The sequence below is a fragment of the Streptomyces sp. NPDC033845 genome (genome assembly GCF_055576225.1).
In genome coordinates this window covers 699,509-725,481 of the sequence record NZ_JBVIRI010000001.1, presented here as the reverse complement: position 1 = coordinate 725,481, position 25,973 = coordinate 699,509, and the positions used below count along the sequence as shown (strand labels likewise).

Here is a 25,973-nt window from a genome sequence, read left to right as displayed (position 1 = left end):
GGGTGGACCGTGCATTGACTTCTGCCGCCGCCCGCTCGTGAATGGCCGCCACAGACGACGCCACAGACGACGCCACAGACGACGCCACAGACGACCGGCGGACCCAGGGGGGTGGGCGGGCAGTGGGGACCACCGCGCGCAGCAGGAACTGGCCGACAGCCGTGGGATGCGCCCTGGGGATGGCCGTGCTCGCCGCCGCCGGCGGCGCCCTGGGCGGCACCGCCGCCGCCGACCCCGCCGCCGAGCCCCCGCCCGGACAGGTCGGGTTCCCCACCCAGTGCACCCCGCCGCAGGAGGCCGGACTGCCGCCCGCCGACGGCCCGACCACCGCCCGGATCACCGTGGACAACCCCGAGCCCCGGGCCGGGGACACCGTCACCGTCACCTACCAGGTCGACCGCACCCCCGCCGTGAACCCCCTGGGCACCGAACTCCCGGCCGACACCCTCACCCCCACCGGCACGGTCCTGCTGGGCGGCGCCCAGACCGGCCCGGTCACCGTGGTCGGCACCCGCCGCAACGCCCCGGTCCGGCAGGGCGCGGCCTTCGGGCCCTTCCTGATGACCGGGACCTTCACCGTCACCGCCCCCGGGGAGATCACCCTGGCCCCCGGCGGCTACTCCCTGCACACCGGCCACCTCGCCGAACTCGACACCCCCTGCGTCCCGTCCGGCCCCGCCCCGGTCGCCGGCCGGCTCACCGCGGCCCCGCTGCCCACCGCGAACCTCCGCCACCTGGCCCTCGGCACGGCGGGCGGGAAGCCCGGGGCCGTGGTGCGGGTGACCGCCGCCGGGTTCACCCCCGGGACCGCCGTCACCGTCGCCGGGCGGGCGGGCGCCGCCCAGACCACGGACCGGGCCACCGCCACCGCCGACCGGGACGGCCGCTTCACCGCCGACCTGCCGGTCACCGACCCGGCCACCACCGCCGTGGTCGGGTACGAGGGGCCCGACTGGAGCCGGGACCGGGGCTCCGGGCCCGCCGCCTACACCGTGGTCGTCCCGGCCCCCCGGCCGCCCGGCACCCAGAGGCTGACCGCCACCGTGGAACCCGGCGCGCTCTCCATGACCCAGGCCGACGGGGACGTGGCCCTGGGCGCGGTGCCCTACGGGGAGGGCGGCGGAGCCGCCGGGGAGCTGGCCACCGTCACCGTCAAGGACGCCCGCGGCGGCCCGGCCGGCTGGTCCCTGGTCGGCAAGGTCACCGACTTCGCCGGACCCGGCGGCAGCCGGATCCCGGGCGGCTCCCTCGACTGGGCGCCGCGCTGCGCCACCGCCGCCGGCAGCCCCAGCACCTGTGTGCCCGGCAGCCCTGGACCGGTCGGCGCGGACGGGGCCGTACTGGCCTCCGCCCCCGACGCCGAGCTGGTCGGCGGCACCTTCACGGTGGACGCCGGGGTCACCCTCAGGATCCCGCCGTACGCCCTGCCGGGCGCCTACACGGCGGTGCTGACCCTCACCCTGTCGTGACGGGCCGCCGGTCCGCGCCGCCGGCCGGACCGCTGCCGCTGCCGCCGCTGTCGCCTGTCCTGCTCCTGGTCCTGCTGCTCCTGCTCCTGCTGCTGGTGGGCGGGCCGGGGGCCGGCCCGGCCCGGGCCGCCGACAACGGCCAGTGGTCGGTGCTGCCCGCCGTCACCGAGGTCGGCCGGCGGCCCTACTTCTATCTGGCCGCCGCACCCGGCGGCACCCTCACCGACACCGTCACCGTCACCAACCGGACGGCCGCCCCGCGCACCTTCCGGCTCTACGCCGCCGACGCCCACCAGACCGCCCGGGACGGCGGCTTCGCCGTCAGCGGCCCCGAGGAGCCCCGCCGGGCCACCGGCGCCTGGATCCGCCTCGGCCGGGACCGGGTGACCGTGCCCGCCCGGTCGGCCGTGGACGTCCCGTTCACCCTCACGGTCCCCGAGCGGGCCGAGCCCGGCGACCACCCCGGGGCCGTGGTCGCCCTGGAGGAGGAGCCCCGGGACGCGGGCGGCGGCCTCGGGGTCCGCCAGGCCGTCGCCGCCCGGGTCCACCTCCGGGTCTCCGGGCCCCTGGCACCCGCCCTGGCGGTGGAGGACCTCACCGTCCGCACGGTGCCCGCGCCGGGCGGCGGCCACCGCGCGGAGATCGCGTACACCCTGCACAACCTGGGCAACGTCACCCTCCGGCCGCAGGTGGCCATCGACGCCGAGGGGCTGCTGGGGAGGACCCTGCTGGCGCGCACCGCCACCGGCCCGGCCGCCGGTCTGCTGCCCGGACGGCGGGTGCGGCTCACCGAGCGCTGGGCCGGGCCGCCCGCCCTCGACCGGGCCGTGGTGACGGTCCGGGCGACCGCCCCCGGCACCACCGCCACCCCCCATTCGGCCACCGCCGGATACGCCCTCCACCCCCGGCTGACCACCCTGCTGGCAGCCCTGACGGCCCTCCTGGCGGCGGCCTGGTCGGCGCGGGCAGCCGCATCGGGGAGAATGGCCCGTATGAGCGATCGTTCCCCCGAGCCCACCGCCCCGCACCGTGCGGGCTTCGCCTGCTTCGTCGGACGCCCCAACGCGGGCAAGTCGACCCTGACCAACGCACTGGTGGGCACGAAGGTCGCGATCACCTCCAACCGGCCGCAGACCACCCGGCACACGGTCCGGGGCATCGTGCACCGCCCCGACGCCCAGCTGGTGCTGGTCGACACGCCGGGTCTGCACAAGCCCCGCACCCTGCTGGGCGAGCGGCTCAACGACGTGGTCCGCACCACCTGGGCCGAGGTCGACGTGATCGGCTTCTGCCTGCCGGCCGACCAGAAGCTCGGCCCGGGCGACAAGTTCATCGCCAAGGAACTCGCCGGGATCAAGAAGACCCCCAAGATCGCCATCGTGACCAAGACCGACCTGGTCGACTCCAAGACCCTCGCCGAGCAGCTGATCGCCATCTCCCAGCTGTCCGAGGAGCTCGGTTTCGAGTGGGCCGAGATCGTGCCGGTCTCCGCGGTCGGCGACAGCCAGGTCCAGCTGCTGGCCGACCTGATCGCCCCGCTCCTCCCGGAGAGCCCGCCGCTCTACCCGGAGGGCGACCTCACCGACGAGCCCGAGATGGTGATGGTCGCGGAACTGATCCGCGAGGCCGCGCTGGAGGGCGTACGGGACGAGCTCCCGCACTCCATCGCGGTGGTCGTCGAGGAGATGATCCCCCGGGAGAACCGCCCGGCGGACCGCCCGCTGCTGGACATCCACGCGAACGTCTACATCGAGCGGCCGAGTCAGAAGGGCATCATCATCGGCCCGAAGGGCTCCCGGCTGAAGGAGGTCGGGATGAAGTCGCGCAAGCACATCGAGGCGCTGCTCGGCACCCCCGTCTTCCTCGACCTCCATGTGAAGGTCGCCAAGGACTGGCAGCGCGACCCCAAGCAGCTCCGCAAGCTCGGTTTCTGACCCCGCCGGGGCAGGGGTCAGGGGTCAGGGCGGGGCAGGCCGGGTCAGGCCGGGAGCCGGCGGACCTTGACGGCGTTGTCGGTGCGGACGCCCGGGCGGCCGTCCGGCATGATCTGGGTCCGCTCGTGCTCCGCGCACACCAGCACCTCCCAGCCGTCCTCGGCCAGCTCCAGGTCCGCCAGCACCTCCTGGGGCGAGGGCAGCGTCATGCCCGGGTGCGGGTTCTCCTGCCAGGACGGCCAGCCGCTGTGCCCGGCCACCAGCAGGACCCCGCCGGGGGCCACCGCGGCGGCCGCCCGCCGCAGGATCCGCTCGCGCGGCATCCCGCCGGGGGAGTGCAGGAAGCAGGCCGAGACCAGGTCGTACTCCCCGGCCGGGAAGGACTCGCCCAGGTCGTGCCGCTGCCAGTCCACCCGGTCGGCCAGCCCGGCCTCGGCGGCATGGCCGGACGCCCGCTCCAGGGCCACCGCGGAGATGTCGGTGCCGGTCACCGTCCACCCCTTCCGGGCCAGCCAGACGGCGTCGGCCCCCTCGCCGCAGCCGAGGTCCAGGGCCCGGCCGGGGGCGATCCCCCCGGCCTCCCGGACCAGTACCGCATTGGGTTCGCCGCTCCAGATCCGGTCGCTCTCCCGGTAGCGGCCGTCCCAGAACTCGGCCCCCGAACCTCCGGCGGGGACGCTGTGCTGCGGGGTGTGCTCGGTCACGGATACCTCCGGTGCGCTGGGGACTGCCGACCCGTCCGATGCTGCGCCCCCGCCCGGCCCCCCGACAAAGAACTTTGCCGTTCCGGCAAACCGCCCGGTCCGCCGGAGGCCCGGCAAGATCCGGAAGCCTAGGCGGGCTCGGCGATCAGGGCGGTGCCCACCCGGCGGAACCCGGCCCGGCCGTAGATCCGGGCCACGTCCTCGTCGCCCGCGGAGAGGAACACCAGCCCGGCCCCCCGGGCCCGGGCGTCGGCGACCAGCGCCGCGGTGACGCCCAGCGCCAGTCCCTGCCGGCGGGCCGCGGGCAGCGTGCCCACGCCCACCACCTCGGCGACCGCGCCGACCGGGTTGTACATGCCGGAGGCCAGCACCACCCCGTCCCGCACGGCCGCCGCCATCCCGCTCCGCCCGGAGTCCAGCCGGGCCGACACATGGGCGGTCCGGTCCGCCGCGGAGGGGTCGGCCACGGCCGCCGCCAGCTCCTCCGGCCCGGCCTCGCCGAGTCCGGTGCCGGGGGCCGCGAAGGCCAGCGCGGGCACGGTCACCGCCGCCCGCAGCCGGGGATCACCGGCCCCCAGCATCCGCACCTCGGGATGCGGCGCCGGCGGTGCGGCCTCCGGGTCCAGGGCCATCAGCGGGTGCGCGTGCACGGCCAGGCCGGCGGCCTCGGCCGCGGCCCGCAGCGAGGGGGTGGTCTCGGCGACCCATTCGAAGGCCTCCGGGACCCCCAGCTCCCGCTGCCGCTCCCGGACCCGCCGCACCTCCCCGGCGGTCACCGGGCCGCCGCCGAGCGAGGGCCGGGCGTAGTAGGGCCAGCCCTCGCCGGTCTGCACGAACAGGGTCAGGGAGCCGAACTCCTCGGTCCGGGCGCCGCCGGTCCGGGGTACCGCGTCGTAGTACCGCTCAAGGTCCTCAAGAATCGTCACCGGTCAATCCAAACAAAGACGACCAGCTCAGGCACCTTCTTTCAGGACCCGCCCGATCAGCTCCCGCTGGGCGTCCGTCAGGTGCGGGTCGGCGCACCGGACGGTCCGCCCGTCCACGGTGATCACGTAGTGGAAGCCGTCCGGGACCCCGGCGGGGCCGCCGGGCGCCCCCGTGCGGTCCGGGGCCAGGGCCCGCTCGGCCAGCGCCTGCCACACCCCGGCGTCGGGCCGGCCGGCGGTGTCCACCTCGGCCTGCCGCTCGATCCCGGCGAAACCGCCGGTCCGCTTCACATGAATCCGCATGCCGACTGTCTACCCGGCGAGCGGCACGCCCACCAGGGACCAGGCCTTCTGGAGGGCCTGGTGCTCGGCGCCGCCCTCGCCGAACCGGGCGACGGCGGCCGCGGCCGTCAGCCGGGCGAAGTCGGTGAACCCGGCGTCCGGGGCCAGCTCCCCGCCGGTCAGGGTGTCGTACCAGATCCGCCCGGCCCGCTCCCAGGCCTTGCCGCCCAGCTCGGTGGCCAGCAGGTAGAAGGCGTGGTTGGGGATGCCGGAGTTGATGTGCACCCCGCCGTTGTCCCGGGTGGTCCGGACGTAGTCGTCCATGGTGGCGGGCTGCGGGTCCTTGCCGAGCTCGTCGTCCTCGTAGGCGGTGCCGGGGGCCTTCATCGAGCGCAGTGCCTGGCCGCTGTCCACCGCCGGGCCCAGCAGTCCGGCGCCGATCAGCCAGTCCGCCTGTTCGGCGGTCTGGTCCAGCGAGTACTGCTTGATCAGGGAGCCGAAGACGTCCGACATGGACTCGTTGAGGGCGCCGGACTGCCCGTAGTACTCCAGGTTCGCCGAGTACTGGGTGACCCCGTGGGCCAGCTCGTGGCCGATGACGTCCACCGAGACGGTGAAGTCGAGGAACAGGTCCCCGTCGCCGTCGCCGAAGACCATCTGGCTGCCGTCCCAGAAGGCGTTGTTGTAGAGCCGGTCGTAGTGGACGGTGGCGATCAGGGGGAGTCCGGCGTCGTCGATGGAGTGCCGGCCGAAGGCTTGGAGGAACAGGTCGAAGGTGGCGCCCAGGCCGGCGTAGGCGCGGTTGACGCTGGCGTCCCGGCCGGGCTCCTCGCCCTCCCCGCGCACCTTGGTGCCGGGCAGCCGGGTGCGGTGCTCGGCGTCGTGGATGGTCCGGCGGGGGGTGTCGGAGACGGGGGTGCCGAGGGCGACCGCGGTGAGCGGGGCGATCTGGCGGCGGACCCGGTGGGAGGCGTCGACCTCCAGGGTGTGCTGGGCGGCGGCGGCCCGGGCGGGGTCCCCGGAGCGGGCGACGCGGTCGAGGATGTGCGGCGGCACGACCCCGCAGAAGACGGGGCGGCGGTGGGTGTGGGAGGCATCCATGTCCGGCAATGTGGCAGTGAGTGACTTCGCTGTCACTACCTGCGACCATGATTCATTCCCTCGTCTGAAACCGGCGGGGCCGGGTTGACGGATCGCCCGGACCTCGGGGGCCAGGTCGAGGCTTAGCTCACATTCGTCGCAAATCGGGCGAGCGGGTCTTGCATACTGGAACAGGACCTCGCGTACGGCGCGGCTCGGCTAGGCTCGGCCCATCATGCGTTTCGGGCTGCTTCTCCTTAGCTGCCGCGGCGAGGGCCTGTAGTCGTAGGCCGACCCCCTCCCCGCGGAGTTTGGTGTTGCGGTCATTGCGACCGCCGTCGGCCGTCCCAGCGAACTACACGCGGACACGCGAGGAGCCCAACGCCATGAGCCAGCAGCCTTTTGTCGGTCGCCCCACGCCCATCACCAGCGCGACCCACACCCAGCGCCCCTCCGGGATGCCGATCCACAAGTACGGCTTCTACGAGCAGGTGGACATCCCGGACCGCAGCTGGCCGGACGCCCGTGTCACCAAGGCCCCCCGCTGGCTGTCCACCGACCTGCGCGACGGCAACCAGTCGCTGATCGACCCGATGACCCCCGCCCGCAAGCGCGAGATGTTCGACCTGCTGGTGCGGATGGGCTACAAGGAGATCGAGGTCGGCTTCCCCTCCTCCGGCGACACCGACTTCGCCTTCGTCCGCTCCATCATCGAAGAGGGCGCGATCCCGGACGACGTCACCATCTCCGTACTGACCCAGGCCCGCGAGGACCTGATCGAGCGGACCGTGGAGTCCCTGGTCGGCGCCAAGCGCGCCACCGTCCACCTGTACAACGCCACCGCGCCCACCTTCCGCCGGGTGGTCTTCCGCGGCTCCAAGGAGCAGATCAAGCAGATCGCCGTGGACGGCACCCGCCTGGTCATGGAGTACGCCGAGAAGATCCTGGGCGAGGAGACCGTCTTCGGCTACCAGTACAGCCCGGAGATCTTCACCGACACCGAGCTGGACTTCGCCCTGGAGGTCTGCGAGGCCGTCTGCGACGTCTGGCAGCCCGGCCCCGGCCGCGAGATCATCCTGAACCTGCCCGCCACCGTGGAGCGCTCCACCCCCTCCACCCACGCGGACCGCTTCGAGTGGATGGCCCGCAACCTGACCCGCCGCGAGCACATCTGCATCTCCGTCCACCCGCACAACGACCGCGGCACCGCCGTGGCCGCCGCCGAACTGGCCCTGATGGCCGGTGCCGACCGCGTCGAGGGCTGTCTGTTCGGCCAGGGCGAGCGCACCGGCAACGTCGACCTGATCACCCTGGGCATGAACCTGTTCTCCCAGGGCATCGACCCGCAGATCGACTTCTCGCAGATCGACGAGATCCGCCGCACCAGCGAGTACTGCAACCAGATGGAGGTCCACCCGCGCCACCCCTACGCGGGCGACCTGGTCTACACCGCCTTCTCCGGCTCCCACCAGGACGCCATCAAGAAGGGCTTCGACGCCATGGAGGCCGACGCGGCCGCCGCCGGCAAGACCGTCGACGAGATCGAATGGGCCGTGCCCTACCTGCCCATCGACCCCAAGGACGTCGGCCGCTCCTACGAGGCCGTCATCCGGGTCAACTCCCAGTCCGGCAAGGGCGGCATCGCCTACGTCCTGAAGAACGACCACAAGCTGGACCTGCCGCGCCGGATGCAGATCGAGTTCTCCCGCATCATCCAGGCCAAGACCGACGCCGAGGGCGGCGAGGTCACCCCGAAGGCCATCTGGGACGTGTTCGCGGACGAGTACCTGCCGAACCCCGAAAACGCCGGGTCCCGCTGGGGGCGCATCCAGCTGCGCTCCGGCTCCACGGCCACCGACAAGGACGGCACGGACACGCTGACCGTCGAGGCGGTCGTGGACGGCGTGGAGACGGTGCTGAACGGCACCGGCAACGGTCCGATCTCCGCCTTCTTCGACGCGCTGGCCGCCATCGGCATCGACGCCCGCCTGCTGGACTACACCGAGCACACCATGAGCGAGGGCGCCTCCGCCGTCGCCGCCTCCTACATCGAGTGCGCGATCGACGGCCGGGTCCTGTGGGGCATCGGCATCGACGCCAACACCACCCGCGCCTCCCTGAAGGCGGTCATCTCGGCCGTCAACCGGGCCGGCCGCTGATCCACCCCGCCGGCACCCGGATCCCGCGTCACCCCCACGGGCGGCGCGGGATCCGCCGTCTCCGCCCCGTACCGGCCCGATCGGGCGGGGGCGCAGATCGGCCAACTCCGCGCGGCGGGGCATGTTGTCTTGTCACACGACTGACGCCCGGTCACGGATGTGGCTAACATCACGCCAGCGCGGCGATGTTGCCGCGGTGTTACGGAGGTGGGACGTGCTGCCAGTTCGGGGTGGGACCAGCCGGAAACTACGTGTCTGGGGCATCCGTACCGCCTGGAACACCGTGAGCGACGGGGAGTTCTTCTGCCCGGACTGCGGAGGCGACCGCAACTACCGCCGCCGGACCGGCCGCCGCCGGTTCACCGTGCTCGGGGTCCCGGTGCTCTCCCGGGGCCGGGTCGGGCCGGTCGTCGAATGCGCGGCCTGCCGCGAGCGGTTCGCCACCGACGTCCTGGACCACCCCACCACCGCCCGGCTCTCCGCACTGCTGCGCGACGGGGTGCACACGGTCGCCCTGGCCGTCCTGACGGCCGGCGGGGCCTCCTCCCGCAGCGCCCTAGAGGCCGCCGCGGGCGGGGTCCGCGCCGCCGGCTTCCAGGACTGTACGGAGGACCAGCTCGCCGAGCTGGTCGAGACCCTGACCTCCGAGGCGGGCCGGCTGCCCGGCCTGTACGACGGCCCCGAGTGCTGCGGGGCCGCGCTCTCCATCGAACTGCACGAGGCGCTGGAGCCGCTGGGCCCGCACCTGGCCTCGGCCGGCCGCGAGTCCGTCCTCCTCCAGGGCGCCCGGATCGCGCTCGCCGACGGCCCCTACACGCCCGCCGAGCGCGAGGTGCTCGCCACCGTGGGCGCCGCGCTGCGACTGGACTCCGACGAGGTCTCCCGGCTGCTGGCCTCGGCCCGCACCCCCCGCTGAGCACCCCCCCCGCTGAGCCCTCCGCGCTCCGCGCGTCCGGGCGTACCGGTTTCGGCCGGTGCGCCCCCTCGGCATGCCGTCCGGCAGCCGGGACCGGGGCGGCCGCGCGTATAACGATCCGGCCCGCCGGGGCTTGTGGAGCCCTGGTGAACACCCTGTGGAGCCGGTGGAGGAGATCGTTCCGTGCCGGCTCGGGCTGTCCGGAACCCATCGGCCCTCTGTGCGCAATCGAACCGGTGTCCAGGGCGTTCCCACAGTTCAGGGCCTGTCTGATGCGCAGGCGTGTGGCTCGAAACCGCTCATCCGGCGGACCCCGTCATACTCCCGGCGAAGCGGGGGCACCAGTGGAGGAAGCGACAGTTCTGGGATCCCCAGAACTCAACACTTTGTAGAAGTCGACGATATCTGTGGCGCCCTTCACAGGCGTTCAATTCCGGTCACACGAAGAGTCGCCCGCTGTAACACGGTGGGGCTTCGATCCACGTGAACGCACTGAAACCCTGGCGGAACCACGCACCACGATCCGCGCCTTGCCAGGGATAACCAGATCTCCTCTCATTTACCTCCCCGAAGGGCAAGGCAGAGATGGCACGTGTCGCCGCCCGGCTTTCCGATGACGGAAAGCAGAGCACGCACCCGGTCGACGAGGTGCTCCCCCTCCCCAAGCTCGCGCTGTACGGCTTCCAGCACGTACTCGCCTTCTACGCCGGTGCGGTGATCGTCCCGATCATCGTCGGCAGCGCCCTGGGCCTCAGCCCCGAGCAGCTCGTCTACCTGATCAACGCCGACCTCTTCACCTGCGGCATCGCCTCGATCATCCAGGCCTGGGGCATAGGCCGGATCGGAGCCCGGCTGCCCCTCATCCAGGGCGTCACCTTCACCGCGGTCTCCCCGATGATCGCCATCGGCCTCGGCGCCGGCGGCGGCACCGCCGCCCTGCTGGTGATCTACGGCGCCGTGATCACCGCGGGCATCGCCACCTTCGCCTTCGCCTGGCTGCCCCCCAAGGCCTTCCGGGCCGTGATGCGGCTGTTCCCGCCGGTGGTCACCGGCACCGTCATCACCGTGCTCGGCATCGTCCTCATCCCGGTCGGGCTCAAGGACGCGGCGGGCGGCGCCACCACCATCGGCGAGGGCGGGGTCCCGGTCCAGCTCGCCTACGCGGCCGGCACCATGGCCTTCATCCTGCTGCTGATGAAGTTCGGCGGACCGTTCCTGCGCAGCATCAGCATCCTGGTCGGCCTGGTCGGCGGCAGCCTGCTGGCCTTCGCCCTCGGCGACGCCAAGTTCGCCGGGGTCGGCGACGCCGACTGGATCGGCGTCACCACCCCCTTCCACTTCGGCGCCCCCAAGTTCGAGTGGTTCCCGATCCTGCTGATGCTCATCGTCATGCTGATCACCATGGTGGAGACCACCGGCGACACCTACGCCGTCGGCGACATCGTCGGCAAGGAGGTCGACAGCGAGACCGTGGCCCGCGCCCTGCGCGCCGACGGAGCCGCCACCGCCCTCGGCGGCGTGCTCAACTCCTTCCCGTACGTGGCCTTCGCCGAGAACGTCGGCCTGGTCCGGATGACCAAGGTCAAGAGCCGCTTCGTGGTCGTCGCCGCCGGTCTGTTCATGATCATCCTGGGTCTGCTGCCCAAGGCCGGCGCCATCGTGGCCGCCGTCCCGCACGGGGTCCTCGGCGGAGCCGCCACCGTGATGTTCGGCATGGTCGCCCTGGCCGGCATCCAGACCCTGGCCAAGGTGGACCTCAAGGAGGAGAAGAACGCCCTGATCGTCGGCGTCTCCATCGCCCTCGCGCTCTTCCCCGCCACCGTCCCGCTCTACTTCGAGAAGCACGTCGACGCCGACCTCTCCTCGCTCCTCAACAGCGGCGTCACCCTCGGCGCCACCGCCGCCATCCTCCTCAACCTGCTCTTCAACGGCCTGGGCGGCAAGAACGACCCCCACGCCACCGACATCCCGGCCCCGGCCACCGCCCCCGTCGGCCAGCCGGCCGCCGCGGTGCCCGCCCAGCCCGCCCAGCCCGCCCAGTCCGCCCAGTCCGCCGCCGGCGGCACGGCGGACGAGGCGCCCACCCCGGCCACCCCGGCCACCTGACCCTCCCAAGGGGTGACGGCCCCCGACCGGACCCACGTCCGGCCGGGGGCCGTCGCCGCCGGTACCGGGCTGTCGGCGGCACGGGCGACAATGGGCCCATGAGCCTGTTCCGCGACGACGGCATCGTGCTGCGCACCCAGAAGCTGGGCGAGGCGGACCGCATCATCACCCTGCTCACCCGCGGCCACGGACGGGTCCGGGCGGTGGCCCGCGGGGTCCGCCGCACCAAGTCCAAGTTCGGCGCCGGACTGGAACCCTTCTCCCACGCCGACGTGCAGTTCTTCGCCCGCGGCAGCGAGCTGATCGGCCGCAGCCTGCCCCTCTGCACCCAGACCCAGATCATCGCCCCGTACGGCAACGGCATCGTCACCGACTACGCCCGCTACACCGCCGGCACCGCCATGCTGGAGACCGCCGAACGCTTCACCGAGAACGAGGGCGAGCCCGCCGTGCAGCAGTACCTGCTGCTGGTCGGCGCGCTGCGCACGCTCGCCCGCGGCGAACACCAGCCCCATCTCGTGCTCGACGCCTTCCTGCTGCGCTCGCTGGCCGTCAACGGCTACGCCCCCAGCTTCCGGGACTGCGCCAAGTGCGGCATCCACGGCCCCAACCGGCACTTCTCCGTCGCCGCGGGCGGAGTGATATGCGGGGACTGCCGGGTGCCCGGCAGCGTCGTACCCTCGACGGAGGCCATCGCACTGCTCAGCGCCCTGCTGACCGGCGACTGGGCCCACGCGGACGCGTGCGAGGCGCGCCATGTGCGGGAGGGCAGCGGCCTGGTCTCCGCCTACTTGCACTGGCATCTGGAGCGCGGGCTACGCTCCCTGCGTTACGTCGAGAAATAGGAGCTGGGCACATGGCACGACGCGGGATCCTGGGACGCCGCCGCGACGACTACAAGCTTCCCGAGCCGCACCCCTCCGGTGAGCGCCCGCCGAAGATCCCGGGCGAGCTGGTCCCCAACCACGTGGCCATCGTCATGGACGGCAATGGCCGCTGGGCCAAGGAGCGCGGACTGCCCCGCACCGAGGGCCACAAGGTCGGCGAGGGCGTGGTCCTCGACGTCCTCAAGGGCTGCCTGGAGATGGGCGTCAAGAACCTCTCCCTCTACGCCTTCTCGACGGAGAATTGGAAGCGCTCGCCCGACGAGGTCCGCTTCCTGATGAACTTCAACCGCGACGTCATCCGGCGCCGCCGGGACGAGATGAACGAGCTGGGCATCCGGATCCGCTGGGTCGGCCGGATGCCGAAGATGTGGAAGTCCGTCGTCCAGGAGCTCCAGGTCGCTCAGGAGCAGACCGTCGGCAACGACGCCATGACCCTGTACTTCTGCGTCAACTACGGCGGCCGCGCGGAGATCGCGGACGCCGCCCAGGCCATCGCCCGCGATGTCGCGGCCGGCCGGCTGGACCCCTCGAAGGTGAACGAGAAGACCTTCGCCAAGTACATGTACTACCCGGACATGCCCGACGTGGACCTCTTCCTGCGCCCCAGCGGCGAGCAGCGCACCTCGAACTACCTGCTCTGGCAGAGCGCGTACGCCGAGATGGTCTTCCAGGACGTGCTGTGGCCGGACTTCGACCGCCGCAACCTCTGGGCGGCCTGCCTGGAGTACGCCCAGCGCGACCGCCGCTTCGGCGGCGCCGTCCCCAACCAGCCCGAGGGCCCGACCGGCTGACCCGCCGGTTGCGCTCTGCCCCCACCGGGGGCCGAGCGCGGCGCGGCCGGTCCGGCGCATCCGGACCGGCCGCGGGACATGCTCGACGGGCGGCTGGAACGCCTCTAGACGGCCTGGGCGCTGCCGGCGGCTGCGGTGCCGCCGGAGCAGTCGGCGCAGGTGCCGAAGATCTCCACGGTGTGGGCCACGTTCACGAAGCCGTGTTCGGCGGCGATGGACTCGGCCCACTTCTCCACGGCCGGGCCCTCCACCTCGACGGCCTTGCCGCACTTGCGGCAGACCAGATGGTGGTGGTGGTCGCCGGTGGAGCAGCGGCGGTAGACGGACTCGCCGTCGCTGGTGCGCAGCACGTCGACCTCGCCGGCGTCGGCGAGGGACTGGAGGGTGCGGTACACGGTGGTCAGGCCCACGGAGGCGCCGCGGTGCTTGAGCATGTCGTGCAGCTCCTGGGCGCTGCGGAACTCGTCCACCTCGTCCAGGGCGGCCGCGACGGCGGCCCGCTGCCGGGTGGACCGTCCTCGTACTGGCGCGGCATTCGTCTCGCCAGGGGCAGTCGCCACCGGTTCCTCCTCGTCTCGGCCTCGGCCCCCATTGTGCCAGTCATCGGAGGCCGCGACCCGGGTCACTGCCCCTTCACGTCAGTGCACCTTCACGTCGTCCCGGGTGCAGAGCTGCTCGGCCTCGCGGGCCGCGCGGGCACGGCGCCGGGCCAGCGGGGTGGACACCGCCGCCATGACGGCGAACACGGCGATGGCGAGCAGCACGATGGTGGCGCCGGAGGGCGCGTCGATGTAGTACGTGGTCACGGTGCCGCTCAGCGAGACGATCACGCCGATGGCCATGGCCAGGGTCAGGGTGGCGGTGAACCCGCGGGTGACCCGCTGGGCGGCCGCGACCGGGATCACCATCATGGCGCTGACCAGCAGCAGGCCCACGATGCGCATGGCGACGGTGATGGTGACCGCGGCGGTGACCGCGATCAGCAGGTTCAGGGCCCGTACGGGCAGGCCGGTGACGCGGGCGAACTCCTCGTCCTGGCAGACGGCAAAGAGCTGTTTGCGCAGCCCCAGGGTGACGGCGACGACGAGGGCAGCGAGGATGACCACGGCGGTGATGTCCTCGTCGGAGACGGCGGTGATGGCGCCGAAGAGGTAGCTGCTCAGGCTGGCGTTGGAGCCGCTGGGCGACAGGTTGATGATCAGGACGCCGCCGGCCAGGCCGCCGTAGAAGAGCATGGCGAGCGCGATGTCGCCGGTGGTCTTGCCGCGGGAGCGGATCAGTTCCATGCCGACGGCGCCGATGACGGCGACCAGGGTGGCCGTCCACACCGGGCTGGTGTTGAGGAGGAAGCCGAGGGCGACGCCGGTGAGGGCGACATGGCCGATGCCGTCGCCCATGACCGCCTGCCGGCGCTGGACCAGGTATGTGCCGATGGCGGGGGCGGTGATGCCGACCAGGGCGGCGGCGATCAGGGCCCGCTGCATGAAGGCGTAGTCGAGGATGTCCATCAGCTCAGCAGTCCCGTCCGCAGGGGTTCGGCGTCGTGTGCCGAGTGGGGGTGGACATGGTCGTGGCCGGGCAGCGCGTGCTGGCCCACGGCCTCGGGGGGAGGTCCGTCGTGGACGACGCAGCCGTCGCGGAGCACCACGGCGCGGTCGATCAGGGGCTCCAGCGGGCCGAGTTCGTGCAGCACCAGCAGGACGGTGGCTCCGGCGGCGACCTGCTCGCGGAGGGCGTTCGCGAGGACTTCCTGGTTGGCGAGGTCCACGCCGGCCATCGGCTCGTCCATGATCAGGAGTTCGGGTTCCACGGCGAGCGCGCGGGCGATCAGGACCCGCTGGTGCTGGCCGCCGGAGAGGGCGTTCACGGAGGTGGCGGCGTGGCCGTCCATGTCGACCAGGGCCAGGGCGCGGTCCACGGCCTCCCGGTCCGCCTTGCGGATCAGGCCGAAGCGGGTGCGTGCCAGCCGGCCGGCGGTGACCACCTCGCGGACCGTGGCGGGGACCCCGCTGGCGGCGGTGGTGCGCTGCGGCACGTATCCGATGCGGGACCAGCCACGGAAGGAGCGGAAGGGCTCGCCGAAGAGCGAGAGGGTGCCGTTGACCAGCGGGACCTGGCCGACGACCGCGCGGACGGCGGTCGACTTGCCGGAGCCGTTGGCGCCGAGCAGGGCGACGACCTCGCCGCGCTCGACGGTGAGGTCGACCCCGCGCAGCACGGGGCGGGAGCCGAGCGAGGCGGTGGCCCCGCGGAGCGATATGACGGGTCGGTCGGCCGGGGTGTCCGTCGTGGGCTGCATGGCTCGCGCCTCCGTGACTGCCATTACTTGCTCCCGAGTGCCTTCTGGAGGTTCTTCAGGTTGGACCGCATGACCTCGAAGTAGTCGGCGCCCTGGGACTTGTCGGTGATGCCTTCGAGGGGGTCGAGGACATCGGTCTTCAGGCCCGTGTCACCGGCGAGGGTCTTGGCGGTCTTGTCGCTGGCCAGGGTCTCGAAGAACACGGTGGAGACATTGTCCTTCTTCGCCAGGGCCTGGAGCTCCTTCAGCCGGGCCGGGCTGGGCTCGGACTCGGGGTCCACCCCGGAGATGCCCTCCTGGTCGAGGCCGTAGCGCTCGGCGAGATAGCCGAAGGCGGAGTGGGTGGTGATGAAGGTCCTGGTGGCGGTGTTCTTCAGGCCGTCCTTGAACTGGGTGTCCAGGGCGTTCAGTTCGGTGACCAGGTCGGCGGCGTTCTTGGTGTAGTCGGCCGCGTGGGCGGGGTCGGCCTTGGCGAGGGCGGCGCCGACCCCCTTGGCGACCTCGGCGTACTTCACCGGGTCCAGCCAGATGTGCGGGTCCTCGCCGGCCTCGCCGTGGCTGTGGCCGTGCTCCTCGCCCGCGGCGTGGTCCTCGTGGCCGGAGGTGCCGTGGGTCTCCAGGGTGGTCAGGGTGGCGGCGTCGACCTTGGTCTTCGCGCCGGACTGGGCGACGGCCTTGTCCACGGCGGGCTGGAGGTGCGCCAGATAGAGGACCACGTCGGACTCGTCGAGCCGGGCGGTCTGCTTGGGGGTGATCTCCAGGTCGTGCGGCTCGACTCCCGGCTTGGTCAGGGAGGAGACCTGCACGTGGTCCTTGCCGATCCGCTCGGCGAGGAACTGCATCGGATAGAACGAGGCGACGACGTCGAGCTTGCCGTCCTTGCCGGGACCCGCGGCGTCCGCGCCGGAGCAGGCGGTCAGGGCCGCGCCGCCGAGGACGACGGAGGCGGTGAGGGCGGTCGCGGGTATGAGGCGTCGTACGTTCATGACATCCATTTTCATCAAAGATGGAAACGATTGTCAAAAAGCCTGGTGGGGGGCGGCGAGCGGGACCGGGAACCGATTTGAAAGGGGAGGGGAGGGCGCCGGTAACCTAAAGGCTTCGCCGTTCGTCCTCGTAATGAAGAGAGCACCGTGGCCGCCGACAAGATCGACACCATCGTCAGCCTCAGCAAGCGCCGTGGCTTCGTCTACCCGTGCAGTGAGATCTACGGCGGCTCCAGGGCCGCCTGGGACTACGGCCCGCTGGGTGTCGAGCTCAAGGAGAACATCAAGCGCCAGTGGTGGAAGGCGATGGTCACCGGCCGTGAGGACGTCGTCGGTCTCGACTCCTCGGTGATCCTGGCCCCCGAGGTGTGGGTGGCCTCCGGCCACGTCGCCACCTTCTCGGACCCGCTGACCGAGTGCACCTCCTGCCACAAGCGGCAGCGCGCCGACCACCTGGAAGAGGCGTACGAGGCCAAGCACGGCCGCCTCCCCGCGAACGGCCTGGCCGACGTCAACTGCCCCCACTGCGGCGTGAAGGGCCAGTTCACCGAGCCCAAGCAGTTCTCCGGCATGCTGGAGACCCACCTCGGCCCCACCCAGGACACCGGCTCCAAGGCGTACCTGCGCCCGGAGACCGCCCAGGGCATCTTCACCAACTTCGCCCTGGTGCAGACCAGCTCGCGCAAGAAGCCGCCGTTCGGCATCGCGCAGATGGGCAAGTCCTTCCGGAACGAGATCACTCCGGGCAACTTCATCTTCCGCACCCGCGAGTTCGAGCAGATGGAGATGGAGTTCTTCGTCAAGCCCGGCGAGGACGAGCAGTGGCACGAGTACTGGATGGAGCAGCGCTGGAACTGGTACCGCGGCCTCGGCATCCGCGAGGAGAACATCCGCTGGTACGAGCACCCGAAGGAGAAGCTGTCCCACTACTCGAAGCGCACCACTGACATCGAGTACCGCTTCAACTTCGGCGGCAACGAGTTCTCCGAGCTGGAGGGCGTGGCCAACCGCACCGACTTCGACCTGAAGGCCCACTCCGCTGCCTCGGGCCAGGACCTCACCTTCTTCGACCAGGAGTCCGGTGAGCGCTGGACCCCTTACGTCATCGAGCCGGCGGCCGGTGTGAACCGGGCCATGCTCGCCTTCATGCTCGACGCCTACATCGAGGACGAGGCCCCCAACGCCAAGGGCGTCATGGAGAAGCGCACCGTGATGCGCCTCGACCCGCGACTGGCCCCGGTCAAGGTCGCGGTGCTGCCGCTGTCCCGCAACGCCCAGCTCTCCCCGAAGGCCAAGGGCCTCGCGGACGACCTGCGGCGCAACTGGAACATCGAGTTCGACGACGCGGGCGCCATCGGCCGCCGCTACCGCCGCCAGGACGAGATCGGCACGCCGTTCTGCGTGACCGTCGACTTCGACACCCTGGACGACAACGCGGTGACCGTGCGCGAGCGCGACACCATGCAGCAGGAGCGCGTCTCCCTGGACCAGATCCAGGCCTACCTGGGCGCCCGTCTGCTGGGCTGCTAGTCCCGCCGGGAACGAGACGAGGACCGCCGTCCCGGTGCGCCGCCCGCGCACCGGACGGCGGTCCTTCCGCGTTCCCAGGCCCCAGCCCCGCGGCCCTCGGCTCGGGAGCCCCCAGCTCCGCGGGCCGCAGCCCGGCAGCTCTCAGCTAGGGAGCCCTCTGCTCCGCGGGCCTCGGCTCCGCAGGGCCGGAGCCCCGGAGATCTGCGGGCCGTCAGGCCCGTAGGCCACGGATCACCAGGGAGCTGACGGCCTCGAACTCGGCGGTGATGGACGGCGACAGCCAGTCCGCGGCGAACTGCGGGTCATGGAACCGGGCCGTCGCGTCGAAGACGGCGCGGGCCGCCCCCGGCACGTCCGGCGCGACCAGGGTGCCGGAGTCCACGCCCTCCCCGATGATCCGCGCCAACTGCCCGATCAGTTCGACCAGATGGGCCTCCACCACCCCGCTGTTCTCGGTGAGCAGCACGGTGTAGGTGGCGAACAGCTCCGGGTCGTCGCCCGCCTTGTGCCGCTTGGCCTCGAACAGGCCCTCCAGCCAGGCCTCCAGCCGGCCGGCCGCGGGCCGGCCGTCGGCCGCCACGATCTCCTCCAGCCGCTCCGCGGTGCGGCTGAGCCAGCGGTCGGTGACCGCCTCGCGCAGGGCGGCCTTGGACGGGAAGTGCCGGTAGACGCTTCCGTGGCTCACCCCCAGGGCGCGTGCCACGTCCACCACGGTGGCCTTCGCCGGGCCGTAGCGGCGCAGCACCTCCTCGGTGGCTTCGAGGATGCGCTCGGGGGTCAGGGGTTCGGCGGCTGCGGGTGGCATGTGTCGACCGTACAGCCGGGTCAGTGCTCGCTGTCCAGGTGGGCCATCTGCGCCTGGGGGTAGCGGTCGCCGGCGGCGGCCCCGGCCGGCACGGCCTCCTCGATGGCCGCGAGGTCCGCGGGCTCCAGGGTGGTCTCCAGGGCCCCCAGTGCCTCGGCCAGCCGGTCCCGGCGGCGCGCGCCGATCAGCGGCACGATGTCCTCGCCCCGGGAGAGCACCCAGGCGATCGCGGCCTGGGCCACGGTGATCCCCTTGTCCCCGGCCACCTTGCGCAGGGCCTCGACCAGATCGAGGTTGTGGTCGAGGTTGGCGCCCTGGAAGCGCGGGCTCATGCCCCGGAAGTCGCCGGGGGCCAGCTGGCGGTCCCGGCTGAAGTGCCCGCTGATCAGACCGCGGGACAGCACCCCGTACGCCGTCACGCCGATGCCCAGCTCACGGGCGGTGGGCAGGATCTCCGCCTCGATGCCCCGGGAGACCAGCGAGTACTCGATCTGGAGGTCGGCGATCGGGGCGACGGCCGCGGCCCGCCGCAGGGTGTCCGCACCGACCTCGGAGAGCCCGATGTGCCGGACGTGCCCGGCCCGCACGGCGTCGGCGATCGCCCCGACGGTCTCCTCGATCGGGACGTCCGGGTCGACCCGGGCGATCCGGTAGATGTCGATGTGGTCCCGGCCGAGGCGCTGCAGGGAGTAGGCCAGGAAGTTCTTCACGGCGTCCGGACGGCCGTCGTACCCGGTGAACCCGCCCTCGACGGTGCGCAGCGCGCCGAACTTGACGCTGGTCAGAGCACGCTCGCGGGCCGCCGCCGGGGCGGTCCGCAGGGCTTCGCCGATCAGCAGTTCGTTGTGCCCCATGCCGTAGAAGTCGCCGGTGTCGAGCAGGGTGACGCCGGCGTCCAGGGCGGCATGCAGGGTGGCGATCGACTCGGCCCGGTCGGCCTCGCCGTAGAGCGCGGACATGCCCATGCAGCCGAGGCCGAGCGGGAAGACGGCCGGACCGGTGCGGCCGAGGGGGCGGTGTGCGGGGACGGGGACGTTCTCGTATGAGGTCATGGAAGAACCATGGCATGACGGGTGACAGATTTCAATATCTGTCACTCCATCGAGTCCCGGGCCGGCCGGTGGGCGGGAGGTCCGGTTGGTCCGGTGGGTCCGGTGGGTCTTGCGGGGCCGGCGGGTCTGGCGGGCTCCAGTTCGGCCGCCGTGCGGGCCGCCGTCTCGCGCGCCCAGCGGCCGCTGCTCAGCAGCCCCAGCACCAGCACGGCCAGCCCGCAGCCCGAGATGATCCACCAGCCGGGCCGGGCCGCCGCCGCGTAGCCGCCGCCTCCGGACAGGCCGGCCGCCAGCACCGCCCCGACCACCGCCACGCCCAGGGTGCCGCCGGTCTGCCGGCTGGTGGAGGCGATGGCCGCCGCCACTCCCGCCTGGCTGCGCGGCATCCCCGACACCGCCGTGTAGGTGACCGGGGCGTTCACCATGCCGAAGCCCACCCCGAACATCAGGTACGCGGTGAACAGCAGCGGATCGGAGGTCTCGGCGGACAGGACGGCGAACATCAGCCCGCTGCCGCCCATCGCCACCCCGGCCACCACCAGCGGCAGCCGCGGCCCCCGGGTGCCCACCAGCCGCCCCGACAGGGGGGCGAACAGCAGGGTCGGCGCGGCCAGCGGGATCATGTACAGCCCGGCGTGCAGCGCGGACAGCCCGCGCACCTCCTGGAGGTACAGGGTGTTCAGGAACAGGAACCCGGCCAGCCCGGCGAAGGTGCAGATGGCGATCACGTTCGCGCCGCTGAACGGCACGCTGCGGAAGAACCGCAGGTCGATCAGCGGCTCCTCGCGGCGCGGCTCGTACCAGAGCAGTCCGGCCAGCGAGGCCACCGCGACCAGCGCGCACCCCAGGATCAGCGGGGAGGTCGCCCCGGCGGCCGGGGCCTCGATGATCCCGTAGGTCAGCGAGCCCAGCATGGCCATGATCAGCAGCTGTCCGACCGGGTCCGGCCGGCGGGGCCGCTCGGCCCGCGACTCCGGGACGTACCGCAGGGTGAGCAGCAGGGCGGCCAGTCCGATCGGGATGTTGATCCAGAAGATGGACCGCCAGCCCACCGTGTCGACCAGCACCCCGCCGATCAGCGGTCCGGCCGCCATCGAGATGCCCGCCACCGCACCCCAGACCCCGATCGCGCGGGCCCGTTCCCGGGGGTCGGTGAAGGTGTTGGTGATGATCGACATGGCCACCGGGTTGAGCATCGCCCCGCCCACCGCCTGGACCATCCGGAACACGATCAGCCAGTCCAGGCTCGGGGCCATCGAGCAGAGCAGCGAACCCGCCGAGAACAGCACCAGCCCGGTCAGGAACACCTTGCGGCGGCCGATCCGGTCCGCGGTGGAGCCCGCCAGCATCAGCAGCGAGCCGAGCACCAGCGTGTAGGAGTCGACCGTCCACTGCATGCCCGCCACCGAGGCGTGCAGCTCGCGCCGCATCTCGGGCAGCGCGACGTTCAGGACGGTGTTGTCGAGGCTGACGATCAGCAGGCTGATGCAGCAGATCGACAGGATGAGCATGCGACGCCGGGGACTCAGCTCGTGCATGCGGCCGACTCTAAGGCCGACCGCCCCCCGGGGCATGCGCGACAATAGGGGGATGACCACGCTGCCCCCCGCCCTCGCGATCGGCCCGCACACCGTGCAGCCGCCGGTGGTGCTCGCCCCCATGGCCGGCATCACCAATGCCCCGTTCCGCACCCTCTGCCGCGAGTTCAGTGGCGGCAAGGGGCTGTTCGTGAGCGAGATGATCACGACGCGTGCGCTGGTCGAGCGCAACGAGAAGACCATGCAGATGATCCACTTCGACGCGACCGAGAAGCCGCGCTCGATTCAGCTGTACGGGGTGGACCCGGCCACCGTGGGCAAGGCGGTCCGGATGATCGTCGAGGAGGACCGGGCCGACCACATCGACCTGAACTTCGGCTGCCCGGTCCCCAAGGTCACCCGCAAGGGCGGCGGCTCGGCCCTCCCGTACAAGCGGAACCTGCTGCGCGCCATCCTCAAGGAGGCGGTCGCCGGGGCCGGGGACCTGCCGGTCACCATGAAGATGCGCAAGGGCATCGACGACGACCACCTGACCTATCTGGACGCCGGCCGGATCGCCGTGGAGGAGGGCGTCACCGCCATAGCCCTGCACGGCCGCACCACCGCCCAGCACTACGGCGGCACCGCCGACTGGGAGGCCATCGCCCGGCTGAAGGAGCACGTCCCGGAGATCCCGGTGCTCGGCAACGGGGACATCTGGTGCGCCGAGGACGCCCTGCGGATGGTCCGGGAGACCGGCTGTGACGGCGTGGTCGTCGGCCGGGGCTGCCTGGGCCGTCCGTGGCTGTTCAACGACCTGGTGGCGGCCTTCGAGGGCCGTCCGCAGGACTACTACGCCCCGGCGCTGCGCGAGGTCGCGGCGGTCATGGTGCGGCACGCGACCCTGCTGGGGGAGTGGATCGGCGACGAGGCCCGCGGGGTGATCGACTTCCGTAAGCACGTGGCCTGGTACCTCAAGGGCTTCTCGGTGGGTTCCGAGATGCGGAAGAAGCTGGCGGTGACCTCCTCCCTGGCCGAGCTCGATGCTCATCTGAGCGAGCTCGACCTGGACCAGCCCTGGCCCGAGGGGGCCGACGGCCCGCGCGGCCGGACCTCCGGAAACAACCGGGTGGTCCTGCCCGAGGGCTGGCTGAAGGACCCGTACGACTGCGCGGGCGTCAGCGAGGACGCCGAGCTGGATACGTCCGGCGGCTGAGAATCCGACCCGCGGGCGGCGTGAGATACGCCACGCATGGGTGGGGTTGCGCTCAGATGAGCGGCGAAATCACGGCTAAGACCCTTCAAGGGGTGGCACTGGGTGCCACCCCTTGTTCGTTCAAGAGTTGAACGCAAATGTATCGATGATCGCTCATCCGAGCGTGAACAAGCCTCAATCGAGGGTTTCATCTTCGGGATCTGAAGGCTGTTCGTAGGTTTTGGCTACTCATCAGTTACTTTCGATCTGGTGGCGCACGGGTGGTTACGGCCGTATGACGACCAAGTGGACGTACCCAGAAGCCTTCGATCTGGGTATGTTCCTCGCCGTCAGGGCAGCCACCGAGTCCTCGAGGAGTCGAGACCCGTGTCGGAAAACAAAGATCAGAAGTTCGTCTACGACTTCACCGAGGGCAACCGGGACCTCAAGGACCTTCTCGGCGGCAAGGGGGCCAACCTCGCCGAGATGACCAACCTGGGTCTCCCCGTCCCTCCCGGCTTCACCATCACCACCGAGGCCTGCAAGGTCTACCTGGAGAGCGGCGAGGCCCCGGCCGAGCTGCGCGAGGAGGTGTCCGCGCACCTGGTCGCCCTTGAGGCGAAGATGGGCAAGAAGCTCGGCCAGTCCGACGACCCGCTGCTGGTCTCCGTCCGGTCCGGCGCCAAGTTCTCCATGCCCGGCATGATGGACACGGTCCTCAACATCGGCCTCTCCGACGCCTCGGTGAAGGGCCTGGCCAAGCAGGCCGGCGACGAGCGCTTCGCCTGGGACTCCTACCGCCGCCTCATCCAGATGTTCGGCAAGACCGTCCTCGGGGTGGAGGGCGAGCTCTTCGAGGAGGCCCTCGAAGAGGCCAAGGCCGCCAAGAAGGTCACCGTCGACACCGACCTCGACGCCGCCGACCTCAAGAAGCTGGTCACCCGCTTCAAGAAGATCGTCGCCAAGGAGGCCGGCCGGGAGTTCCCGCAGGAGCCCCGCGAGCAGCTCGACCTCGCCGTCTACGCCGTCTTCGACTCCTGGAACGGCGACCGCGCCAAGCTCTACCGCCGCCAGGAGCGCATCCCCGGCGACCTGGGCACCGCCGTCAACATCTGCTCCATGGTCTTCGGCAACCTGGGCCCCGACTCGGGCACCGGTGTCGCCTTCACCCGCGACCCGGCCAGCGGGCACCAGGGCGTCTACGGGGACTACCTGCAGAACGCGCAGGGCGAGGACGTGGTCGCGGGCATCCGCAACACCGTGCCGCTCGCCGATCTGGAGGGCCTCGACAAGAAGTCCTACGACCAGCTCATGAGCATCATGGAGACCCTCGAAACGCACTACAAGGACCTGTGCGACATCGAGTTCACCATCGAGCGCGGCCAGCTGTGGATGCTGCAGACCCGGGTCGGCAAGCGCACCGCCGGTGCCGCCTTCCGGATCGCCACCCAGCTCGTGGACCAGGGCCTGATCGACGAGGCGGAGGCCCTCCAGCGGGTCAACGGCCACCAGCTGGCCCAGCTGATGTTCCCCCGGTTCGACGAGGACGCGGCCGTCCGGCTGCTGGGCCGCGGCATCGCCGCCTCCCCGGGCGCGGCCGTCGGCAAGGCCGTCTTCGACTCCTACACGGCCGTCAAGTGGTCCCGGTCCGGCGAGAAGGTCATCCTGATCCGCCGCGAGACCAACCCGGACGACCTGGACGGCATGATCGCCTCCGAGGGCATCCTGACCTCCCGCGGCGGCAAGACCTCGCACGCGGCCGTGGTCGCCCGCGGCATGGGCAAGACCTGTGTCTGCGGTGCCGAGGAGCTCGACGTCGACACCAAGCGCCGCCGGATGACCACCTCCGACGGCACGGTGATCGAGGAGGGCGACGTCGTCTCCGTGGACGGCTCCACCGGCAAGGTGTACCTCGGCGAGGTACCGGTCGTACCCTCCCCGGTCGTCGAGTACTTCGAGGGCCGGATGCACGCGGGCGCCGACGACGCCGACGAGCTGGTCGCCGCCGTGCACCGGATCATGGCCTACGCGGACCGGGTCCGCCGGCTGCGGGTGCGCGCCAACGCCGACAACGCCGAGGACGCGCTGCGCGCCCGCCGGTTCGGCGCCCAGGGCATCGGCCTGTGCCGCACCGAGCACATGTTCCTCGGCGAGCGCCGGGAGATGGTGGAGCGGCTGATCCTCGCCGACACCGACTCCGAGCGCGAGGAGGCACTCAGTGCCCTCCTGCCGCTGCAGAAGAAGGACTTCATCGAGCTGTTCGAGGCGATGGACGGGCTGCCCGTCACCGTCCGGCTGCTCGACCCGCCGCTGCACGAGTTCCTCCCCGACATCACCGAGCTGTCGGTCCGGGTCGCGCTCGCCGAGTCCCGCAAGGACCCCAACGAGAACGACCTGCGACTGCTCCAGGCGGTGCACAAGCTGCACGAGCAGAACCCGATGCTCGGTCTGCGCGGGGTCCGTCTCGGCCTGGTCATCCCCGGTCTGTTCGCCATGCAGGTCCGGGCGATCGCCGAGGCCGCGGCCGAGCGGAAGAACGCCAAGGGCGACCCGCGGGCCGAGATCATGATCCCGCTGGTGGGCACCGTCCAGGAGCTGGAGATCGTCCGCGAGGAGGCCGACCAGGTCATCGCCGAGGTGGAGGCCGCCACCGGCACCACCCTCAAGCTGTCCATCGGCACGATGATCGAGCTGCCCCGGGCCGCGCTGACCGCCGGCCAGATCGCCGAGGCCGCGCAGTTCTTCTCCTTCGGCACCAACGACCTGACCCAGACGGTGTGGGGCTTCTCCCGCGACGACGTCGAGGCCAGCTTCTTCACCGCCTACCTGGAGAAGGGCATCTTCGGGGTCTCCCCGTTCGAGACCATCGACAAGGACGGGGTCGGCTCCCTGGTCCGCAGCGCCGTCCAGGCCGGCCGGGCCACCCGCCCCGACCTCAAGCTCGGCGTCTGCGGCGAGCACGGCGGCGACCCGGAGTCCGTCCACTTCTTCCACGAGGCGGGTCTGGACTACGTCTCCTGCTCCCCGTTCCGGATCCCCGTGGCCCGGCTGGAGGCCGGCCGCGCCGCCGCCGAGGCGAAGGGCTCCGACAGCCGCTGAGTGCCGCCGACAGGCACCTGGCGCCCGTTGACCGCGCCCGCCCCCGGGATCCCTGACACCCGGCGGCGGGCGCGTCCCCATTCGCGGACTTGTTTGTCACCGGTTCACGCAGCAGGCGGCGGACGGATCCCCACCCGTCCACCGCCTGCTGTCAAACTGCCGGGCACGTCGGCGCTTCCCGGTGCGACCGACCGCCAGGCCCCGCAAAGCCCCCCACGGCCTTCGCGGAGCGTTTC

General features: G+C 71.8%; 21 protein-coding genes. 10 read left to right on the top strand and 11 right to left on the bottom strand.

The features are described 5' to 3' along the window. Positions 1-122: 122 nt before the first annotated feature. Positions 123-1,469 (top strand): beta-xylosidase, encoded by a 1,347-nt coding sequence (locus ACZ50K_RS03355; protein WP_468896856.1) that lies wholly within the window; start codon positions 123-125, stop codon positions 1,467-1,469. Between the two features lie 983 nt (positions 1,470-2,452). Next, a complete protein-coding gene (gene era, locus ACZ50K_RS03350) occupies positions 2,453-3,403 on the top strand; it encodes a GTPase Era (RefSeq protein WP_468897205.1) in 951 nt (316 codons plus the stop codon). A 44-nt stretch (positions 3,404-3,447) separates the two neighbouring features. On the opposite strand, the gene ACZ50K_RS03345 is transcribed toward era, so the two are convergent. The 4 genes from ACZ50K_RS03345 to ACZ50K_RS03330 form a co-directional block, all read right to left on the bottom strand. Continuing rightward, positions 3,448-4,107 (bottom strand): SAM-dependent methyltransferase, encoded by a 660-nt coding sequence (locus tag ACZ50K_RS03345; protein ID WP_468896854.1) that lies wholly within the window; start codon positions 4,105-4,107, stop codon positions 3,448-3,450. Between the two features lie 128 nt (positions 4,108-4,235). After that, positions 4,236-5,033 (bottom strand): GNAT family N-acetyltransferase, encoded by a 798-nt coding sequence (locus ACZ50K_RS03340; RefSeq protein WP_468896852.1) that lies wholly within the window; start codon positions 5,031-5,033, stop codon positions 4,236-4,238. A 27-nt stretch (positions 5,034-5,060) separates the two neighbouring features. Next, the gene (locus ACZ50K_RS03335) at positions 5,061-5,336 is read right to left on the bottom strand and encodes a protealysin inhibitor emfourin (protein WP_468896850.1); all 276 of its coding nucleotides are present in this window, start codon (positions 5,334-5,336) and stop codon (positions 5,061-5,063) included. A gap of 9 nt (positions 5,337-5,345) precedes the next feature. Further along, on the bottom strand, positions 5,346-6,416 hold the full coding sequence (locus ACZ50K_RS03330; RefSeq protein WP_468896848.1) for a M4 family metallopeptidase: 1,071 nt from the start codon (positions 6,414-6,416) through the stop codon (positions 5,346-5,348). Positions 6,417-6,781: 365 nt separating this feature from the next. Here ACZ50K_RS03330 and leuA point away from each other — a divergent pair, with 365 nt between their 5' ends. The 5 genes from leuA to ACZ50K_RS03305 all read left to right on the top strand — a co-directional run bounded on the left by leuA (position 6,782) and on the right by ACZ50K_RS03305 (position 13,254). Then, positions 6,782-8,554, top strand: a complete 1,773-nt coding sequence (gene leuA, locus ACZ50K_RS03325) for a 2-isopropylmalate synthase (protein ID WP_468896846.1) — start codon at positions 6,782-6,784, stop codon at positions 8,552-8,554. Between the two features lie 214 nt (positions 8,555-8,768). Next, positions 8,769-9,470: a TerB family tellurite resistance protein gene (locus ACZ50K_RS03320; protein ID WP_468896844.1), complete on the top strand. Its 702-nt coding sequence runs from the start codon at positions 8,769-8,771 to the stop codon at positions 9,468-9,470. Positions 9,471-10,055: 585 nt separating this feature from the next. After that, entirely contained in the window at positions 10,056-11,576 is a 1,521-nt protein-coding gene (locus ACZ50K_RS03315; protein ID WP_468896843.1) for a nucleobase:cation symporter-2 family protein, read from the top strand. Positions 11,577-11,674: 98 nt separating this feature from the next. Further along, a complete protein-coding gene (gene recO, locus ACZ50K_RS03310) occupies positions 11,675-12,421 on the top strand; it encodes a DNA repair protein RecO (protein ID WP_468896841.1) in 747 nt (248 codons plus the stop codon). 11 nt (positions 12,422-12,432) lie between these two features. Next, the gene (locus tag ACZ50K_RS03305) at positions 12,433-13,254 is read left to right on the top strand and encodes an isoprenyl transferase (RefSeq protein ID WP_468896839.1); all 822 of its coding nucleotides are present in this window, start codon (positions 12,433-12,435) and stop codon (positions 13,252-13,254) included. 104 nt (positions 13,255-13,358) lie between these two features. Here ACZ50K_RS03305 and ACZ50K_RS03300 read toward each other — a convergent pair whose 3' ends face one another. The 4 genes from ACZ50K_RS03300 to ACZ50K_RS03285 form a co-directional block, all read right to left on the bottom strand. Next, the gene (locus tag ACZ50K_RS03300) at positions 13,359-13,814 is read right to left on the bottom strand and encodes a Fur family transcriptional regulator (protein ID WP_468896837.1); all 456 of its coding nucleotides are present in this window, start codon (positions 13,812-13,814) and stop codon (positions 13,359-13,361) included. Between the two features lie 78 nt (positions 13,815-13,892). Beyond that, on the bottom strand, positions 13,893-14,762 hold the full coding sequence (locus ACZ50K_RS03295) for a metal ABC transporter permease (protein WP_468896835.1): 870 nt from the start codon (positions 14,760-14,762) through the stop codon (positions 13,893-13,895). Continuing rightward, positions 14,762-15,553, bottom strand: coding sequence for a metal ABC transporter ATP-binding protein (locus ACZ50K_RS03290; RefSeq protein ID WP_468896833.1), 792 nt, complete (start codon positions 15,551-15,553; stop codon positions 14,762-14,764). Before ACZ50K_RS03290 ends, ACZ50K_RS03295 begins: the two co-directional genes overlap by 1 nt. A 23-nt stretch (positions 15,554-15,576) precedes the next feature. After that, positions 15,577-16,539: a metal ABC transporter substrate-binding protein gene (locus ACZ50K_RS03285; protein WP_468896831.1), complete on the bottom strand. Its 963-nt coding sequence runs from the start codon at positions 16,537-16,539 to the stop codon at positions 15,577-15,579. A gap of 147 nt (positions 16,540-16,686) precedes the next feature. Between ACZ50K_RS03285 and ACZ50K_RS03280 the strand changes: the two genes are divergently transcribed. Next, positions 16,687-18,069 (top strand): glycine--tRNA ligase, encoded by a 1,383-nt coding sequence (locus ACZ50K_RS03280; protein WP_468896829.1) that lies wholly within the window; start codon positions 16,687-16,689, stop codon positions 18,067-18,069. Between the two features lie 211 nt (positions 18,070-18,280). On the opposite strand, the gene ACZ50K_RS03275 is transcribed toward ACZ50K_RS03280, so the two are convergent. The 3 genes from ACZ50K_RS03275 to ACZ50K_RS03265 are packed head-to-tail and all read right to left on the bottom strand — an operon-like array spanning position 18,281 to position 21,464. Next, entirely contained in the window at positions 18,281-18,874 is a 594-nt protein-coding gene (locus ACZ50K_RS03275) for a TetR/AcrR family transcriptional regulator (protein WP_468896827.1), read from the bottom strand. A gap of 20 nt (positions 18,875-18,894) precedes the next feature. Next, the gene (locus ACZ50K_RS03270; RefSeq protein ID WP_468896825.1) at positions 18,895-19,926 is read right to left on the bottom strand and encodes an aldo/keto reductase; all 1,032 of its coding nucleotides are present in this window, start codon (positions 19,924-19,926) and stop codon (positions 18,895-18,897) included. Between the two features lie 41 nt (positions 19,927-19,967). Continuing rightward, complete coding sequence (locus ACZ50K_RS03265; RefSeq protein ID WP_468896823.1) at positions 19,968-21,464, bottom strand: MFS transporter; 1,497 nt, start codon at positions 21,462-21,464, stop codon at positions 19,968-19,970. A 52-nt stretch (positions 21,465-21,516) separates the two neighbouring features. On the opposite strand from ACZ50K_RS03265, the gene dusB reads away from it, so the two are divergent. Then, positions 21,517-22,659 carry a tRNA dihydrouridine synthase DusB gene (gene dusB / locus ACZ50K_RS03260; protein WP_468896821.1) on the top strand — a complete coding sequence of 381 codons (1,143 nt, stop codon included), beginning with the start codon at positions 21,517-21,519 and terminating at the stop codon, positions 22,657-22,659. Positions 22,660-23,025: 366 nt separating this feature from the next. Further along, a complete protein-coding gene (ppdK, locus tag ACZ50K_RS03255; protein WP_468896819.1) occupies positions 23,026-25,737 on the top strand; it encodes a pyruvate, phosphate dikinase in 2,712 nt (903 codons plus the stop codon). Positions 25,738-25,973 lie beyond the last annotated feature (236 nt).

What these genes read in the sequence shown, in the direction of transcription:
- ACZ50K_RS03335 (WP_468896850.1), bottom strand. Translation starts at nt 5,336, where the DNA reads ATGCGGATTCATGTGAAGCGGACCGGCGGTTTCGCCGGGATCGAGCGG.
- ACZ50K_RS03270 (WP_468896825.1), bottom strand. Translation starts at nt 19,926, where the DNA reads ATGACCTCATACGAGAACGTCCCCGTCCCCGCACACCGCCCCCTCGGC.
- ACZ50K_RS03295 (WP_468896835.1), bottom strand. Translation starts at nt 14,762, where the DNA reads ATGGACATCCTCGACTACGCCTTCATGCAGCGGGCCCTGATCGCCGCC.
- dusB (WP_468896821.1), top strand. Translation starts at nt 21,517, where the DNA reads ATGACCACGCTGCCCCCCGCCCTCGCGATCGGCCCGCACACCGTGCAG.
- ACZ50K_RS03330 (WP_468896848.1), bottom strand. Translation starts at nt 6,416, where the DNA reads ATGGATGCCTCCCACACCCACCGCCGCCCCGTCTTCTGCGGGGTCGTG.
- ACZ50K_RS03265 (WP_468896823.1), bottom strand. Translation starts at nt 21,464, where the DNA reads ATGCACGAGCTGAGTCCCCGGCGTCGCATGCTCATCCTGTCGATCTGC.
- ACZ50K_RS03290 (WP_468896833.1), bottom strand. Translation starts at nt 15,553, where the DNA reads ATGCAGCCCACGACGGACACCCCGGCCGACCGACCCGTCATATCGCTC.
- leuA (WP_468896846.1), top strand. Translation starts at nt 6,782, where the DNA reads ATGAGCCAGCAGCCTTTTGTCGGTCGCCCCACGCCCATCACCAGCGCG.
- recO (WP_468896841.1), top strand. Translation starts at nt 11,675, where the DNA reads ATGAGCCTGTTCCGCGACGACGGCATCGTGCTGCGCACCCAGAAGCTG.
- ACZ50K_RS03275 (WP_468896827.1), bottom strand. Translation starts at nt 18,874, where the DNA reads ATGCCACCCGCAGCCGCCGAACCCCTGACCCCCGAGCGCATCCTCGAA.
- era (WP_468897205.1), top strand. Translation starts at nt 2,453, where the DNA reads ATGGCCCGTATGAGCGATCGTTCCCCCGAGCCCACCGCCCCGCACCGT.
- ACZ50K_RS03305 (WP_468896839.1), top strand. Translation starts at nt 12,433, where the DNA reads ATGGCACGACGCGGGATCCTGGGACGCCGCCGCGACGACTACAAGCTT.
- ACZ50K_RS03285 (WP_468896831.1), bottom strand. Translation starts at nt 16,539, where the DNA reads ATGAACGTACGACGCCTCATACCCGCGACCGCCCTCACCGCCTCCGTC.
- ACZ50K_RS03315 (WP_468896843.1), top strand. Translation starts at nt 10,056, where the DNA reads ATGGCACGTGTCGCCGCCCGGCTTTCCGATGACGGAAAGCAGAGCACG.